Here is a 15,632-nt window from a genome sequence, read left to right on the forward strand (position 1 = left end):
AGGCCGCTCGATCAGGGCTATTTTAAGACAAACCTCCCATATAGAAAAGTCCCAGACACTTCTGGTTTTCTTCAATAGTAAGAGCATCCTTCAACTCTTCTACAATTTTGGGAGAACTCCAATAGCATCCGATATTATTCGCGGTGCAGGTAAGATACATGTTCTGAACCGCCATTGAAACAGCAGCTATTTCTTCCCATTCCGGAACCATTCCGCTGAAATTGACAACAATGGAAACTACGGCGTCAGATTTATTGATTTTAAAACCAATATCCTGGTATTTCTTCTCCAAAAAAGTCTGTTCGGATTGTGTAGCTTTATAGATAGCCTGCATTTCTGAAGCCAGTTTTGCTTTTTCTTCCCCTTTGAAGATCTTGAAACGCCAAGGCTTTGTTCTTTTATGATTCGGAGCCAGTGTTGCCGAATGTAAAATTTCATCAATGACTTCCTGAGATATTTCGGTATCAGCATAATCTTTTGGGAAAATACTTCTTCTTTGCTCTATGATTTCTTTTAAAATGGATGCTTTATTCATGTAACAAAATTACAAAAAAGATAGAAGCAGGAAGCGGGATGAAGGAAGTTTAATGTTTGGCCGGGTGATAGATGCTGGAAGCTTATCAAAATTACTTTTTACTTTTACAAAACCTCTATAATCTTCTGATGGATTTTATTTAAAGTAAACTCATCGCCTGATTTCATGCCCATCATTTTTTTGGCCATAGGACTTTCAGGAGAGATGGCATAAAACCGGTCTCCTTCAAAAAAAAACTCTCCTAAAGACACTGATATATAAAACCGGGCCTTGTTGGTGATCACAAGTGAGCCAAGCTGTACTCTTTCCGTAGAGGTATTCAGGACTTTTGCCATATTTCTTTTAAGATCATTCAAAGCCCCCAGCTGTCGCTGCATCTGATAAATCTCCTCCTGCATCTCTTCTCTCATGCTGTCATATTTTGGAGTTTTTTTGATGTCACGGCTGGCCTCCAGGGTAAATTCGATAAAGTTTTTAAGCTTTTCAATTTTCTCTGCGATAGTAGTTTTTACAAAGTCTCTGATATGATTTTTTTCAAATACAATCTTCTCCATACAATCGATTCTTTATATAAAGATAATATTTTTGAATAATATTTCTTTGACTTAACATAAAAAAACGATTGCAAAATAGTTCATCCTTTTTAAAAATATTTTTTAGCTTTGCCTCTTTAAAACTACAACCATGTTTAAAGCACCATTTTCATTTGATGGGAGAATCAGAAGAACAGAATATGGATTATCATATCTTATATATCTTGTGTTTTCTGTTCCTTTCAATTTTTATTTTCAGACTAATGAACAGCCATCCGGGGGTGTTACTATAGTTTTCTTCCTTTTATTAATTCCATTTCTTTGGTTTCTTATTGCACAGGGAGCAAAAAGATGTCATGACAGAGGAAATTCAGGTTGGTTTCAACTAATTCCTTTGTATGGTTTATGGATGTTATTTGCAGACAGTGACCACGGACCCAATGAATACGGACCTAATCCTAAGGGTGAAGGAAACTATAACTCGATCAACGAGATTGGTAAGAAAGAATTGTAATAAAAAAGCCTTGTAAAATTTACAAGGCTTTCGTTTTATTTTTCAGCAAGTTTCTTCAGATCACCAAGACCTTGGCCAAACATTTTATCCATGTTACTGTCCATCATAGGCTTCATGATCTTCATCATGGTGTTCAGTTCATTATCAATCATCCAGGTTACTTTTGTTCCGCTTCCTTCAGGAGTCAGTACAATATTACTTTTAGCCATACCTTCAAAAGGTTTTATGAAATGAAGCTGGGTACCTAGCTTTTCATTAGGTGTAATTTCAGTAATGGATTGCTCACCTTCGCTGTCATCCCCTGTCCAGTGATAGGAGTCGCCTATCTGGTCTCCTGCCCCTGAGTAGGTAACAGAGAAATTTTTTATTTCTTTAGAAAAAGGATCCCATGTATTGTATGCTTTTAAAGAGTTTGTATGCTGCCATACTTTATCTTTTGGTGCATTGATGACAATAGATTTTTCATAATGGTAATCTTTACTGAAAGCCAGCATAGCAATTACAGCATAGATAATAATCAGCACGATGATGGCTCCGATGATTTTTAAGAGTGTTTTCATAGTCTATATATTTAAGGTTATTTATTTTAAATCTGTTCTCAAAATTAAATATTCCCACATCACTCCCACTTTCCATATGACAAGATTATTTAAAGATAAGTATTTTTGTCATAACTTGTGAGTAAGGCATTATTTTTGAGCATTTCAGCTGTGATTCCTGATGAATCATTACATTTACCTTATATAAAGATCAAAAAATGAATATTTTAACAGAAAAATTTACTACCCCATACCATTCGGCACCATTCAGTGACATTAAAAATGAAGATTATCTTCCGGCATTTAAAGAACTGATACAAAAATCCGAAGCAGAAATTGATACTATTGTCAACAATCCTGAAGCACCTACTTTCGAAAATGTAATCGAAGCACTGGCCTATTCCGGAGAGCAGTTGGATGTGGTTTCAAATATTTTTTTCAACTTAAATTCTGCAGAAACCAGCGATGAAATTCAGCAAATCGCTCAGGAGGTTTCTCCGATCTTAACGGAATATTCTTCAAAAATATCTCAAAACGAAGCCCTTTTCAACAAAATCAAAAAAGTATATGATGAAAAGGACAAGTATAATCTTAATGAAGAGCAGGAAATGCTTTTAAATGAGACCTACAAAGGTTTTGTAAGAAGCGGAGCTTTATTGAATGAGGAAGACAAAGAAACATTAAAGAAAATCAGCATGGATCTTTCTTTAAAATCTTTACAGTTCGGACAGAATGTTTTGGCTTCTACGAATGCTTATTTCAAACATATCACCAACAAAGAAGATCTTGCGGGCATTCCTGAAGCTATCATTAATCAATATGCAGAGGAAGCTAAGGAAAGAAACCTGGAAGGCTGGGTAGTAACGTTACAATATCCAAGCTATATTCCATTCATGACGTATGCTGAAAACCGCGAACTGAGAAAGGAACTGGCATTAGCAAACGGTAAAAAATCTTTTGACGGCGGAGAGTTTGACAATCAGAATCTGATCAAAGAGCTGCTTACTCTAAAACAGCAGAAAGCTGAACTTATTGGATATAAAAACTATGCAGATTTTGTTCTTGAAGAAAGAATGGCGAAGTCTCCGGTAAAAGTTCTGGATTTTCTAAATGAGCTTTTAGCCAAGGCAAAACCATATGCTGATAAGGAAATTGAAGAATTAAAAGCTTTAGCAAAAGCTGATGGAATTGAAGAAATGCAAGGCTATGATCACGCATTCTATGCTGAAAAACTTCGTAAAGAGAAATTTGATCTGAATGATGAGGAATTAAAACCTTACTTCCCGCTCAATCAGGTACAGGAAGCTGTATTCGGACTGGCTGGAAAACTTTTTGGATTGACTTTTGAGGAAAGAAATGATATTCCGAAATACCACGAAGATGTAAAAGTATATGAAGTAAAAGAAGCCTTCGGCTCCGCTCAGGCTGACAGCTACAAGGCATTATTATACGTTGATTATTTCCCAAGAAAAGGGAAAAGAGCCGGTGCATGGATGACCAGCTACAAAAATCAGTATAAACAAAACGGTGAAAATTCCCGTCCACATATTTCAATTGTTTGTAACTTCAGCAAACCAACAAAAGATACACCGAGCTTATTGACATTCCAGGAAGTGACTACTTTGTTCCATGAATTCGGGCATGCTCTTCACGGAATGATGGCAGATACCCAATATCCTACGTTGTCAGGAACTTCTGTAAAATGGGATTTTGTGGAACTTCCATCTCAGTTTCTGGAAAACTTCTGTTATGAACCAGAGTTCTTAAAAACATTCGCCAAACATTATAAAACCGGGGAAGTACTTCCTGACGAGAAAATTGAAAAGATAGAACAGTCTAAAAACTTCATGGAAGGTTATCAAACCTTAAGACAGCTAGGTTTCGGACTTCTGGATATGAACTACCATACAAAAGTTGAAGAATTAAAAAATGAAAGTGTAAAGGAGTTTGAAGATAAGTATACCAAAGCAACAACTCTTTATCCTTCCAATTCCGAAACGGCAATGAGCCCAAGTTTCTCCCATATTTTCCAGGGCGGATATTCTGCCGGGTATTATTCATATAAATGGGCTGAAGTTCTGGATGCGGATGCTTTCCAGTATTTCAAAGAAAACGGAATCTTCAATCCTGAGATTGCTGCCAAATATAAAGTACTGCTTTCTTCAGGGGGAACAAAAGATCCAATGGAATTGTATAAAAGCTTCAGAGGCAGTGAGCCGAAAGTAGAGAGTTTATTGAAAAGAGCATTTGGATAGGATATACATTCAGATTGTGACAGAAAAAATAAATATAAAAAGGACAGCAATTGCTGTTCTTTTTTGTTTCATCGTTACGTGTATTGTGCTTTATGAAATTTTGTAAATTAGTCGCTCAATATACTCAAACCAAATTCCTGATTTCACATGACCATCGAAGAACAAATCAAAGACTATATCAACAGCCAGCCTGAGAAGAAACGAAATGATATGCAGGAACTTCATCACATCATTCTAGAGCTTATGCCGGCATGCCAGCTGTGGTTTCTGGATGGTAAAAACAGTGAAAATAAAACAGTTTCCAATCCCAATATCGGCTATGGATTCTATACCATACAGTATACCGACGGAAACACCAGAGATTTCTATCAGATTGGAATGAGTGCCAACACCACGGGAATTTCTATTTATGTTCTCAACATTGATGATAAAACCTATCTGTCTGCCACCTATGGAGATAAAATAGGTAAAGCCAGTGTAACCGGATATTGCATTAAGTTCAAATCCTTGAAAGATATCAACGTTGAAATCCTGAAAGCAGCCATACTGGATGGGATTAAAGCATAAGTAGATCCTTTACATAAAAATATCTTATAAATTTGTCTTTATGACAACAATCCAACAGCTTTATAAAACTTTAGATGAACGCAAACGTCCTGAAGATGTTGCGGAAATGATTGTTGATATAATAAAAAGCGACTTTAAAATTCATGAACATGCTATTTTAAGTAAAGCAGCCAACCATTCCCTGAAAAACAGTTTCTATGGGTACACCTCAATGCTTGAAACTTTTGGAGTTGCCATCGGTGCAGGAAAACAAATCAAAAAAGCAGTTGAAATTTTTAAAATCAGTGAAAAAGAAAACTCGGGATATAATAATGTGGATGAAATTGAAGCTTTTCTGAAAGAAGTTTCTTCCCTTATTCATAAAGATGTTGGACAAAATGATTTCAGAAAAGACCGTCTTAATAAAGATTTGAGAAAGCTCGCCGGAATGGATATTTCCAAACGGAATTATAATAAAAAATGGAGGCTTCTGAAAAGGATTGAAATCAGGCTTCAGAAATTTATTCACGAATCAAAAAAGATTGAATTTCAGAAAATTTCCAAACACGGACTTTCCCATACGATCAGTTTTGAAGATTTCTCTGCTGATCTGAATACAGCCTGCTTTATCGCTTATTTTAATGCACGCAGCAATCTGAGAAGCACCTTTACCAATCAAAGCCAGGACAGACCTTTTGATGGGATATGCGACATGCTTTTCAACCGATGCAAACAAAATTCGGAAGGAACAAATTGGTCAGTTATTTCCTATATCTACTCTTCCCGGGAAGTTTTACAGCATCTGACAGACGAACAGAAAGGAAATTTATTAGGAAAATGGACCGTTATTCTCGAAGAAATTTCAGGATTTCTGGAGATGCTTTGGTATGAAAATGATATTTACAGGAAAACCATGGCTGTCAAAAAAGGAAATGATTCCACCACCTGGAATAATACAGCCGGAGCCTGGAATAAAGCCAGAGATAATTGGATGAACCTGATTTATGCTTTAGGGCTGGATTCTATTCTTGAAGATCTTTGTTTTGGAAAAGTAATGCGCCTGATGGCAGCCGATGTGATCGCATGGCATTTATCTACTGGCGGCAAGATCGATCCCAATACAGAAGTCTGGAATAATGTACCTTTGCCATGGGAGGTTTTTCAGGAAAGAGTTTTCTGCAATAAGGAAATTATTGTCAATGCCTGTAAGGAGGCTGGCATAGATCCTGAAAAATCAGGATGGATTGCTCCGAGAATTCATGGAGTAAGCCCATTCAGACCTACCCCTGAACTGGTGCATGGGGTGATGGTTTCAAATCCGTTTCTTGCGAAAGTTTTAAGACAGAATAAATATTTTTCAGGAAAAATATGAGAAAAATAAAAGGATAGGTTAGCTCAGTGGCAGAGCACCTGGCTCTTCACCCGGGTTGACGCAGGTTCGAGCCCTGCACCTATCCTGATATCTGATATAGCTCAGTGGCAGAGCACCCGGCTCTTGGACCGGGAGGACACAGGTTCGAGCCCTGTTATCAGACCGAATTAATACAATAATGAACAGGAATACGAAACTTTCTGTTCTAAGAAGCTAAATTTGTACAGCATAAGCAAACATCCATTCTGTAATTTTAAATAATGAGTACTATACCCCAAAGATTAGAAAACGTAAAAAAACTTCAGGCTAAAAGATGGGAAAATGAAGACCATTGGGATACTTTAAATGACCTGCTGATCAAAGAACTGGATGAAATTTTACTGATTGAACCTGAAAACACACCGGCTTTAATTGATATTGGTGCTGTGTATTCCGATATGGGAGAAAATGAAAAAGCGCTGGAGTATTTAAAGACGGCTTTAGAATTAGGTTCTAAAGACAAAAACCTATTTGTAAACCTGGCTATTGTACTCGTTTATATGGAAAAGCATCAGGAAGAATATTTGGAATATCTTGAAGAAGCTGAAGATAAAATTGAGGATCCGCTTACTTTTAAAGCGTATTTTGATCCTCAATCCCGTTAAAAGTATGTTCAATTAAAATTTAAAACTATGTTACTAGCCATATTACTTCCTTTCTTATCCTTCATTATCCGTGGAAAAGTTCTCACCGGAATTATCTGTCTGATTTTACAGATTACGCTGATCGGATGGCTTCCTGCCGCCATTTGGGCTGTTCTTTCTTTAAACAATGAAAGAGCGGATAAACGCAATGACAAACTGATTAAAGCGTTTCGCAAAAATCAAAAGTAACTTTTCAATTCCCAATACAGACAATACATTAAGATTCTGATATAATTGTCGTAAATTTACATAGGCCCTATTCTCACCGGAGAAATTACTGGAACTAAAATTCCTTTGACTGAAATATTTTCAAAGTCTGAAACGTATTAGTTTAACATCAAAAAGAACAGCAATATTCCATATCAAGGTTTTGAACCTTGACATGGATAATAAAAAAGTTAAAATGATTTTAATTAAAGAACCTCATTTTTTGAAGCTATGAAAGAAAATAAATACGACAATCCATCATTTTTTGACCAGTACGAAAAAATGCTCCGATCACAGATAGGATTGGAAGGAGCCGGAGAATGGCACACCTTAAAAAAGATGCTGCCTGATTTTCAGGGAAAGAATATTCTTGACCTTGGCTGCGGTTTTGGATGGCACTGCCGGTATGCAATGGAAAATGGTGCAGAATCTGTGATCGGAATTGATCTTTCGGAAAGAATGCTGGCCAAAGCTCAGGAAATCAATAATCTGGAAGGAATTCAATATGAAAGAAAAGCTCTGGAAGATGTTGATTATCCCGCTGAAAAATTTGATATCATATTGAGTTCACTCACATTACATTATGTAGAATCATTTGATACTATTGCTCAGCATATTTACAATTGGTTGAGTCCCGGGGGATCTTTTGTCTTTTCAGTGGAGCACCCTGTTTTCACTGCTGAAGGCGGCCAGGACTGGGTGTATGATAAAAACGGCGAAAAAACCTGTTGGCCTGTAGACCGTTATTTTTTAGAAGGAAAAAGAAACACTACTTTTTTAGGAGAAAATGTGATCAAATACCATCGTACTTTAACTTCTTATTTAAATACACTATTAAAACACGGCTTCAAAATCAAAGAAGTTATTGAACCGGAACCAGGTCAGGAGATGTTGAAAGAAATCCCGGAGATAAAAGAAGAACTCCGCAGACCGATGATGTTGTTAATCTCTGTTGAAAAATAGCTTTTAAACTGGCAGACGGATAATTTTCCCTGCATGGAATCACCTGATTTTCGAAAGATTCGTAAGTGATTAAAATGTATAGACAAAGACGGCAAAAAAACAAAATCTCGCCTGAATCATCAACTTTTTTATAATCTTAAGTCTGAAGATCGTTAACTGTTTTTAGATGAAATCAATTTTAAAAATGAAAAAACAAATTGCTATATTGTATAACATAGTAATAATAAATAATTATATCTTTGCATAACAAAGTATAAAAATATGATTATTAAAAAACTAATTTCCTTTTTGATATTGCTTCTGTTTGTCAGTAATGCAGCTGATGCCCAAATCCATACAAAAGGATATGAAAAGAAAATTGACAGTATTATCCAGACAGAATTTGGGAATGGAAATGAGCCTGGCGGTGTTTTCCTGATTACTCAAAACGGAAAGAATCTCTACCGGAAAGCATTTGGAAAAGCCAACCTTGAACTCAACGTCAATATGACTCCGGAGAATGTTTTCCAGATCGGATCTATGACTAAACAGTTTACCGCTGTGGTTATTCTGATGCTGGAACAACAAGGCAAACTTACGATCAACGATCCTGTTTCCAAATACCTTAAAGATTATCCTAATGGAGACAAAATTACCATTCATCATCTTCTGACCCACACATCAGGAATTAAAGATTTCACCAAAATGAAATCAATTTCTTCTATTGCCCAAAAAGAGACGAAACCTGAAGAAATGGTCAATTTTTTCAAGAATGAAACTGTAGATTTTGCTCCCGGAGAAAAGTTTGATTACAACAATTCCGGATACGTAGTTTTAGGCCATATTATTGAACTGGTTTCCGGAACTTCTTATGAAGATTTCATTAAGAAAAATATTTTCGATAAAGCAGGAATGTCTCATTCTTACTATGCTTCGGACAGAAAAGTGATCCCTCAAAGAGCTTATGGGTATCACAAAAAAGAACAGGGATTTGTAAATAAAACGGTCATCAGTTTCAGTGTTCCTTTTTCTTCCGGCTCATTGATGTCTACTGTAGATGATATGCTGAAATGGCAGCAGGCTTTACTTAAGAATACGCTGCTGAATCCAGCAGAAACCCAAAAAGCGTTTCAGAAATATAAACTGAACAATGGTGAAGAATTTACCTACGGATATGGATGGCATCTGAAAGATATCAATGGAACTCCTGACCGGGAACATGGTGGAAGTGTATTTGGATTTAAAAGCATGGGTATTTATATTCCCGGTGAAGATATTTATGTGATAGGATTCAGCAACTGCGACTGCCACTCCCCGACTGAGGTTACCAGAAATATTGCGAAGGCAACATTGAGCAAAATAAAAACCTCATCAAAAAAGCCATAAAAGGAGTCCTGGTTATTTTTTACACCTCATTTCAGGGAGAACATGATTGGGAACTCTAAAAACAGAAACAATCACAAAAATCAGACAGAGAATATTGATCAGTACGGCAATTGTGAATGCATTGTGATAATTTTGTACTGCGGGTTTTGTTCCCAGAAAATAATAGAAAATACTTCCTACAGCAACAATTCCAATGATGGCAGCAATCTGCTGGAAGGTGTTATAAACCCCAGATGCATTTCCAATCAGTTTTTCAGGCATTCCTGACAAGGCAATATTGGCCAGCGAAGGAATGATTGACCCTACTCCCAGCCCATGTAAAAATAACAGCAGCCATAAAACAGGAAAACCGATCTGTATTCTGAATAAAAACAGCTGAAGAATAAGAATAACAATAATAAAACTGAGCCCTGCAATCAGGGCTTTTTTTCCATATCTCAAAATCAATTTTACAGAAACAGCGGATGCGAGTATAAATCCAAGCCCTTGAAAAACAATAATTTCTCCGGCTTCTAACGGACTGATCTTTAATCCATCCTGAAAAAAAAGCGACAGAATATAAAAATAGGAATCCAACATAATGAAAAAGAAGGAAACTGCCACAATACCCAGATTGAAATTTTTATAACGGAACAATTCAAAATCAATCAGATAAGAGCGTTCGTTTTGTATTCTCTTCTTTTGATTTTTTATAAAACCAAAAATAATTCCGGCTGAAATAACCATCAACAAAGCGTTTTTAAAATGAAATCCTTCATGCTCAGACATTGTCAGGGCATAAGCAGCACAGAACAATCCTACAGAAAGTATTGCAACTCCACCCATATTGAGAAATTGCTTTACTGAAATTTTAGATTCATTCAATAATTTCAGACTCATGAAAACCGCCGGAAGACATATAGGAATATTCATCAGAAAAATAAGTCTCCAGGGTTCTTCCATGATTGTAAGAGATGAAAAGTATCCCCCGAGAAACTGACCTAGAATGGTTCCTATTCCAATAGTAATCCCGTACCATCCCATCGCTTTTGTACGTTCATGGTGAACAGGAAATAAAATCTGAATCATCGAAAGGACCTGAGGAGCCATCATTGCTGCACTTATCCCTTGTACAAATCTCGAAATGACCAGTTGTTCTGCTCCTATAGAAATTCCGCAAGCAATAGAACTCACCATAAAAGCTATTAATCCAATGATATAGATCTTTTTTCTTCCGTATAGGTCACCCAATCGGCCTCCTGTAATCAGAAAAGAAGCAAATCCGATAAGGTAAGCCGCAATCATAAACTGCATTTCTCCGTTGGAAGCATGAAGGTCACGCTGTACTGAAGGTATAGACACATTAATAATAAAAATATCCATGATCGTCAACAACTGACCAAAGAGTATCACCAATAATTTCAAATATTTATGTTTCATTTTTATATAGATATATCTATTTTTTAATATTTAAAAAAAAATTAGGGTAGTAAACCCTGAACAATTTTTTTCACCTGATCAAAAGAATCATTTTGTTTGCTGATTGTAGATGTTACGACCGCTCCTTCTATTAACAGGAAAATATTTTCTGCTGTTAAATCGATATCACTAAGTTGTCCCTGGGCTCCATATTCTGTTACGAGTGCTTTTATCAGATCTTTCTGTTTTTCTTTATGTTGTTTGGCAAAACCCGAGACAGAAGGGTTTCCTTCCCCTATTTCAGAAACTATTTTTATAAAATGACATCCTGCAAACTTAGAGGTCTGCTGCAGTTTCTTCCTATAGTCAATGAGTGCCAGAAGTTTTTCTTTGGGCTCCGAGATTTTGGATGTACTGTTTTCAAATCCTTCAAACCAGCTTAATTCTTCTTTGATGAGATATGCCTGAAGAAGATCATTTTTAGATGAAAAGTGATTATACAGTGAGCCGATAGCAATGTCAGCTTCAGCAATAATCTGGTTGATTCCTGTAGAATTGTACCCTTGTTTATAAAATAAATCTGAAGCAACCCTGATAATCCTATCGCGTACTTTTTCTTTTTTCATCGTGAAAATTTTTACAAATCTACACAAAAAATAGATAAGTCTATCTATTTTTAGATACATATAAAAGCTTTATTTTAGATTAAAGAAATTCTCACTGTCATGAAATCACGGTTTTCATTTTTCTTATTACTTTTGTTAATCGCTGTATCGTGCAGTCAATCACAGAAATCTAACCCTGAAAAAAATATGAAATCGACCAATCCTGTTGTGTATTTTGAAATTCCTGTGCATGATCTGGAACGTGCTGAAAAGTTCTATTCTGCTGTCTTTAACTTTAATTTTGAGAAAGAAATTATTGACCGTTATGAGATGGCTTTGTTTCCTTTTGAAGAAAAAAACAGTGGTATTACAGGAGCTTTGGCTAAAGGAGATGTCTACAAACCTTCCAAAAGCGGTGTCATTATCTATTTTAAAACAGAGAGTATAGACCATACCCTGGAAAAGGCTGTACAACATGGAGGTTCTGTTCTTTATCCCAAGAAAACAGACGAAAAGTTTGGCTTTGCTGTAGCAGAATTTGAAGACACAGAAGGAAACAGAATTGCACTCCATGAAACGGTAAAATAGTTATACCATTCTCTGCATATTATTTTTTTAAATAAGATTGAGGCATATTTTGTATCTTTCAATAACCATTTTTAAAAGATTATTTGGTAAATACCTATGGCGGAAGAACTTTATTTCATCAAAACCAACCCAACTATTGCCAAAATTAATTTGCACAATAAGCTCGACCGTGAAGAGGAAAATATTCTAAAATTCCTGCCATCTGATGCAAAAGACACGCTTGAGAATATTAAAAACAAGGTAAAGGATTCTGTTGAAGAGCTTACTCAGGAGGAACTTCTGCTTATTTTTCAATGGTTTAGTAATATGTATTCTTCAGATCATGAGGAAGCTAAAACGCAGCTTTACATCAATGGTATTGATCTTTTTTATGAAATACCTACGACCATTCATGCCGAAAATTTCCTTCAGATTCTTTCAGACTATGAAAAACTGCTGAAACAGGACATGAATTATATTGTGGACTCCAAAAATTTCAATCAATTTCTGATCTATGGAATATTTCTCACAGAAATCATCAATAAAAACCAGCATCAGAATAATATGCTTTGTGAGTACCTGAAACCAGACAATCAGTCTTTATATCTTCTGGCAGAAAACCAATGTGGTTCAAAAGAATTTGACGGAAAAATCATTCCGGACCTTCAACATCATTTTGCTGATCTGTATGATCAGACTAAATTTTACAAAGGTTCTATTATTAAACTCGAGCAGTAATAAAAATCTTTCATTCGTTTTTAGCTGTTTTGATGACCCTTTCATTATGATTGGAATGAATTTCTTTATCCTTGTTTAAAATTTATTAGTTTAAAAAATATTATCCTGCTCATGTAACATTCCGGATTCAATAGTTGTCTTGTATACATAATCGAAAGAAAACTGTTGAGAAAAACAGTAACCACGATTAGGAAGAATTATTAAATCAGGATAAAAACTATACCACAGCCAGCAGCCTCCTTTACGATGTAGAACTGCTGGTTTTCTTATTTACTTACAGCCAAATTCTTTACGGTAACAAAATAATATATCATTCCTCCGGCAAAATAAGCAAATACATCAAAAATATCTCCGGTAAAGTGTTCAGATAGTTTCGGGCAGATCACTTCAAACAAAAAAGACAGATAAAGTACTGACGTCAATACAAATTTCAGATCTGGTTTCCATTGATAGCCTAAGATAGAATTCATCGTAAATTCTATCAGATAACAATACATCGGAACAGTAATACCATCTGTAACATAATCATTGATAAAGGGAATATAAATTCCGTTTCGTCTCAGTAAAATAATTGTTCCCCAGACTGCCAGTCCCAGCAGAAACCAATATGAAATTCTTTTTTTCATCACATGTGAAGTACTGCCATTATTATCCCAAGAAGTACCTGCAGTATTTTGGATATAACCTCCTGAGGATCTGTTTTGTTTTCTTTTTCAGTACTTTCTGCTGATTCATAATTGAATTTTGGTTTACCTTCCATTATCCTATGATTTTTATACTGCAAATATATTAAATTAGAACAATTGTTCTAATTTTAAAAATATGATTTATATCCATTCTTATATTCTTATCTTTGAGCTATGAAGACCAAGGATAAAATTCTGTCTAAAGCGCTGGAGTTATTTAATGACAAGGGATATAACAATATTACCACAAGGCATATTGCAGCTGAACTCAATATCAGTGCGGGCAATCTGCATTATCATTTCAGGCACTCAGAAGACATTATTAAAATTCTTTTCTCAGAGCTTATCCTGAAAATGGATGAACTGCTGAGCCAAATGAAAAAAATAGAGAATAAAAGCCTTGAAGATCTTTATCAGTTTACCTATTCTATCTGTGAAATTTTTTATTCTTACCGTTTTATATTTGTCAATTTTATAGATATCCTCAACCAGATTCCTGAAATAGAATCCAGGTATGAAGGGATCAATTTCAGTAGAAAAGAAGAATTCCAGCTTATCTTTTCAGATCTTCAAAAGAGTAATATTGTTCAGAAAGATGTGCCTCATTTTATCTTAGATTGTCTCATTGAACAGATTTTCATTATTGCAGATAACTGGCTTACTCATAACAGACTTATCTTAAAACTCAGTCATAAAGAAGCAATACAGCATTATACGCTTCTGCAGATGAATCTTTTTTATCCACTTCTTAATAAAGAACAGCAAAAGCTTTATGAACAGCAGTACATCCAATAGTCAAAGCATTACGATCAGAAAAGGGATCAGGAAAGATCTCCCTGAAATGCTGGAGCTTTTTACAGCTACTATAGATGAGGTATGCAAAAAAGACTATAATCCCCTACAGCTCGAAGCATGGAAATCCGGTGCTGAGAACGAGGAAAGATGGATGAATGTGATCAGCAGCCAATATGTTTTAATTGCTGAAAACAGAAAGCAGATTGTTGGTTTCTGTACACTCGATAAGGGAAACTATATTGATCTGTTTTTTGTACACAAAAATTATCAACAGAAAGGAATAGCAGCGATGCTTTACCATGAAATTGAAAAAGAAGCTCTGCAACAAGATGAGAGACTGCTCACAGCGGATGTAAGCAAAACCGCCAGGCCATTTTTTGAGAAAATTGGTTTTCATGTGATTGAAGAGCAGACTGTTCATGTAAAAGGAATTGCCCTTATCAATTATAAGATGGAAAAAAAACTCATCTCTTAATTTCTGAATTATGAAATTACCACGGGAATACAATGAGTTTAGGATTTCAGTTCCTCAGGAATTCGAAAACGTATTTACTCATTTTTATTTTGCTGAAAATATTTCTGATATCTCGGTTACAAAAACTCTTTTACCAACATACCAGACTATTTTGCTATTCTGCTTTGGAGAAAGTGCCACGATGTCTACCCGGGAAAAGACAATTATTGGTGTTGATAAATGTATGATATTTGGTCCCGTGAGGCAATCTTTTGAATATACGCTTCCGGCAGGATGTTCTATTCTTGTAGCCAATTTTAAAGATGATGCTTTTTTCAGATTTTTTGGAAAAGTACCTATTGAACAATCGGTAAGGCATCCAGATGAACTGCTGGAGGAAAATTGCTTTACCGATCTTTGGTATAAGCTGAAAAAGCTAGATTCAACTACAGAACAAGTGAATCATATTATTGAATTCTGCAGACCTTATCTTCAGCATCAGGATACTACCAGCAAGCTCTTGAGCTGTTTTGAGAATAACCTCTTAAATCCAGTTAAAGTGATTGCAGAACAAACTCAGCAGACTGAAAGAAATATTCAGCGCAAACAGAAAGAGCAATTTGGATATTCTCTGAAAGAACTTAACCGCTATAGCCGTTTTTTAAAAGCTGTAAAAATCATTGAAGAGGAAACCGGAAAGCAGAATAAAGTGAAATGGTTTACTATCATTGATGAATGCGGTTATTATGATCAAAGCCAGCTTATTCATGATTTCAAACATTTTATGAACATCTCGCCTGCTCAGTATTTAAAATTTCAGCAGGAAATCTGTAATCCAAAGTCTAAATAGCACGTTTCGTTTTCTTACAATTTTTGA

20 protein-coding genes and 2 tRNA genes are annotated in these 15,632 nt (G+C 35.5%); 15 read left to right on the top strand and 7 right to left on the bottom strand.

The genetic code is table 11. From position 1 onward, the window contains the following. Positions 1-22: 22 nt before the first annotated feature. Together CHRYMOREF3P_RS09310 and CHRYMOREF3P_RS09315 are read right to left on the bottom strand one after the other, a co-directional pair. Positions 23-535, bottom strand: coding sequence for a nitroreductase (locus tag CHRYMOREF3P_RS09310; RefSeq protein WP_077419186.1), 513 nt, complete (start codon positions 533-535; stop codon positions 23-25). 104 nt (positions 536-639) lie between these two features. Then, a complete protein-coding gene (locus CHRYMOREF3P_RS09315) occupies positions 640-1,089 on the bottom strand; it encodes a hypothetical protein (protein ID WP_077419185.1) in 450 nt (149 codons plus the stop codon). 130 nt (positions 1,090-1,219) lie between these two features. Between CHRYMOREF3P_RS09315 and CHRYMOREF3P_RS09320 the strand changes: the two genes are divergently transcribed. Further along, the gene (locus tag CHRYMOREF3P_RS09320; RefSeq protein WP_077419184.1) at positions 1,220-1,582 is read left to right on the top strand and encodes a DUF805 domain-containing protein; all 363 of its coding nucleotides are present in this window, start codon (positions 1,220-1,222) and stop codon (positions 1,580-1,582) included. A gap of 35 nt (positions 1,583-1,617) precedes the next feature. On the opposite strand, the gene CHRYMOREF3P_RS09325 is transcribed toward CHRYMOREF3P_RS09320, so the two are convergent. Continuing rightward, positions 1,618-2,142 (bottom strand): SRPBCC family protein, encoded by a 525-nt coding sequence (locus CHRYMOREF3P_RS09325; protein WP_077419183.1) that lies wholly within the window; start codon positions 2,140-2,142, stop codon positions 1,618-1,620. Positions 2,143-2,339: 197 nt separating this feature from the next. Here CHRYMOREF3P_RS09325 and CHRYMOREF3P_RS09330 point away from each other — a divergent pair, with 197 nt between their 5' ends. The 9 genes from CHRYMOREF3P_RS09330 to CHRYMOREF3P_RS09370 all read left to right on the top strand — a co-directional run bounded on the left by CHRYMOREF3P_RS09330 (position 2,340) and on the right by CHRYMOREF3P_RS09370 (position 9,512). Next, a complete protein-coding gene (locus CHRYMOREF3P_RS09330; protein ID WP_180564464.1) occupies positions 2,340-4,376 on the top strand; it encodes a M3 family metallopeptidase in 2,037 nt (678 codons plus the stop codon). A gap of 147 nt (positions 4,377-4,523) precedes the next feature. Continuing rightward, positions 4,524-4,943, top strand: coding sequence for a DUF1801 domain-containing protein (locus CHRYMOREF3P_RS09335; protein ID WP_180564465.1), 420 nt, complete (start codon positions 4,524-4,526; stop codon positions 4,941-4,943). A 40-nt stretch (positions 4,944-4,983) separates the two neighbouring features. Continuing rightward, positions 4,984-6,294: a hypothetical protein gene (locus CHRYMOREF3P_RS09340; protein WP_180564466.1), complete on the top strand. Its 1,311-nt coding sequence runs from the start codon at positions 4,984-4,986 to the stop codon at positions 6,292-6,294. Positions 6,295-6,305: 11 nt separating this feature from the next. Next, positions 6,306-6,380: transfer RNA gene (locus tag CHRYMOREF3P_RS09345), tRNA-Lys, on the top strand. A 4-nt stretch (positions 6,381-6,384) separates the two neighbouring features. Continuing rightward, positions 6,385-6,457: transfer RNA gene (locus tag CHRYMOREF3P_RS09350), tRNA-Lys, on the top strand. A gap of 97 nt (positions 6,458-6,554) precedes the next feature. Further along, the gene (locus CHRYMOREF3P_RS09355) at positions 6,555-6,938 is read left to right on the top strand and encodes a tetratricopeptide repeat protein (RefSeq protein WP_180564467.1); all 384 of its coding nucleotides are present in this window, start codon (positions 6,555-6,557) and stop codon (positions 6,936-6,938) included. 27 nt (positions 6,939-6,965) lie between these two features. Continuing rightward, positions 6,966-7,166, top strand: coding sequence for a YqaE/Pmp3 family membrane protein (locus tag CHRYMOREF3P_RS09360; protein ID WP_077419178.1), 201 nt, complete (start codon positions 6,966-6,968; stop codon positions 7,164-7,166). A 249-nt stretch (positions 7,167-7,415) separates the two neighbouring features. After that, positions 7,416-8,147, top strand: a complete 732-nt coding sequence (locus tag CHRYMOREF3P_RS09365; protein WP_180564468.1) for a class I SAM-dependent methyltransferase — start codon at positions 7,416-7,418, stop codon at positions 8,145-8,147. Between the two features lie 261 nt (positions 8,148-8,408). After that, entirely contained in the window at positions 8,409-9,512 is a 1,104-nt protein-coding gene (locus tag CHRYMOREF3P_RS09370; protein WP_180564469.1) for a serine hydrolase domain-containing protein, read from the top strand. A 12-nt stretch (positions 9,513-9,524) separates the two neighbouring features. On the opposite strand, the gene CHRYMOREF3P_RS09375 is transcribed toward CHRYMOREF3P_RS09370, so the two are convergent. Both CHRYMOREF3P_RS09375 and CHRYMOREF3P_RS09380 read right to left on the bottom strand, forming a co-directional pair. Continuing rightward, the gene (locus CHRYMOREF3P_RS09375; protein ID WP_077419175.1) at positions 9,525-10,931 is read right to left on the bottom strand and encodes an MFS transporter; all 1,407 of its coding nucleotides are present in this window, start codon (positions 10,929-10,931) and stop codon (positions 9,525-9,527) included. A gap of 41 nt (positions 10,932-10,972) precedes the next feature. After that, positions 10,973-11,536 (bottom strand): TetR/AcrR family transcriptional regulator, encoded by a 564-nt coding sequence (locus tag CHRYMOREF3P_RS09380; RefSeq protein WP_077419174.1) that lies wholly within the window; start codon positions 11,534-11,536, stop codon positions 10,973-10,975. 186 nt (positions 11,537-11,722) lie between these two features. Between CHRYMOREF3P_RS09380 and CHRYMOREF3P_RS09385 the strand changes: the two genes are divergently transcribed. Both CHRYMOREF3P_RS09385 and CHRYMOREF3P_RS09390 read left to right on the top strand, forming a co-directional pair. Beyond that, positions 11,723-12,103, top strand: coding sequence for a VOC family protein (locus tag CHRYMOREF3P_RS09385; RefSeq protein ID WP_077419375.1), 381 nt, complete (start codon positions 11,723-11,725; stop codon positions 12,101-12,103). Positions 12,104-12,199: 96 nt separating this feature from the next. Continuing rightward, positions 12,200-12,820 carry a hypothetical protein gene (locus tag CHRYMOREF3P_RS09390; protein ID WP_180564470.1) on the top strand — a complete coding sequence of 207 codons (621 nt, stop codon included), beginning with the start codon at positions 12,200-12,202 and terminating at the stop codon, positions 12,818-12,820. Between the two features lie 266 nt (positions 12,821-13,086). On the opposite strand, the gene CHRYMOREF3P_RS09395 is transcribed toward CHRYMOREF3P_RS09390, so the two are convergent. After that, positions 13,087-13,446: a hypothetical protein gene (locus tag CHRYMOREF3P_RS09395; RefSeq protein WP_077419172.1), complete on the bottom strand. Its 360-nt coding sequence runs from the start codon at positions 13,444-13,446 to the stop codon at positions 13,087-13,089. Next, positions 13,446-13,580 carry a hypothetical protein gene (locus CHRYMOREF3P_RS24260; RefSeq protein ID WP_257468984.1) on the bottom strand — a complete coding sequence of 45 codons (135 nt, stop codon included), beginning with the start codon at positions 13,578-13,580 and terminating at the stop codon, positions 13,446-13,448. Before CHRYMOREF3P_RS24260 ends, CHRYMOREF3P_RS09395 begins: the two co-directional genes overlap by 1 nt. A 100-nt stretch (positions 13,581-13,680) precedes the next feature. Between CHRYMOREF3P_RS24260 and CHRYMOREF3P_RS09400 the strand changes: the two genes are divergently transcribed. Genes CHRYMOREF3P_RS09400 through CHRYMOREF3P_RS09410 form a run of 3 tightly spaced genes read left to right on the top strand, consistent with a single transcriptional unit; the run spans position 13,681 to position 15,605 of the window. Further along, complete coding sequence (locus tag CHRYMOREF3P_RS09400) at positions 13,681-14,301, top strand: TetR/AcrR family transcriptional regulator (protein ID WP_180564471.1); 621 nt, start codon at positions 13,681-13,683, stop codon at positions 14,299-14,301. Then, positions 14,279-14,776, top strand: coding sequence for a GNAT family N-acetyltransferase (locus CHRYMOREF3P_RS09405; RefSeq protein WP_180564472.1), 498 nt, complete (start codon positions 14,279-14,281; stop codon positions 14,774-14,776). Before CHRYMOREF3P_RS09400 ends, CHRYMOREF3P_RS09405 begins: the two co-directional genes overlap by 23 nt. A 10-nt stretch (positions 14,777-14,786) precedes the next feature. After that, on the top strand, positions 14,787-15,605 hold the full coding sequence (locus CHRYMOREF3P_RS09410; RefSeq protein WP_180564473.1) for a helix-turn-helix domain-containing protein: 819 nt from the start codon (positions 14,787-14,789) through the stop codon (positions 15,603-15,605). Positions 15,606-15,632: the final 27 nt, after the last annotated feature.

This window comes from Chryseobacterium sp. JV274 (assembly GCF_903969135.1).
In the GTDB taxonomy this organism is placed as follows: Bacteria; Bacteroidota; Bacteroidia; order Flavobacteriales; family Weeksellaceae; genus Chryseobacterium.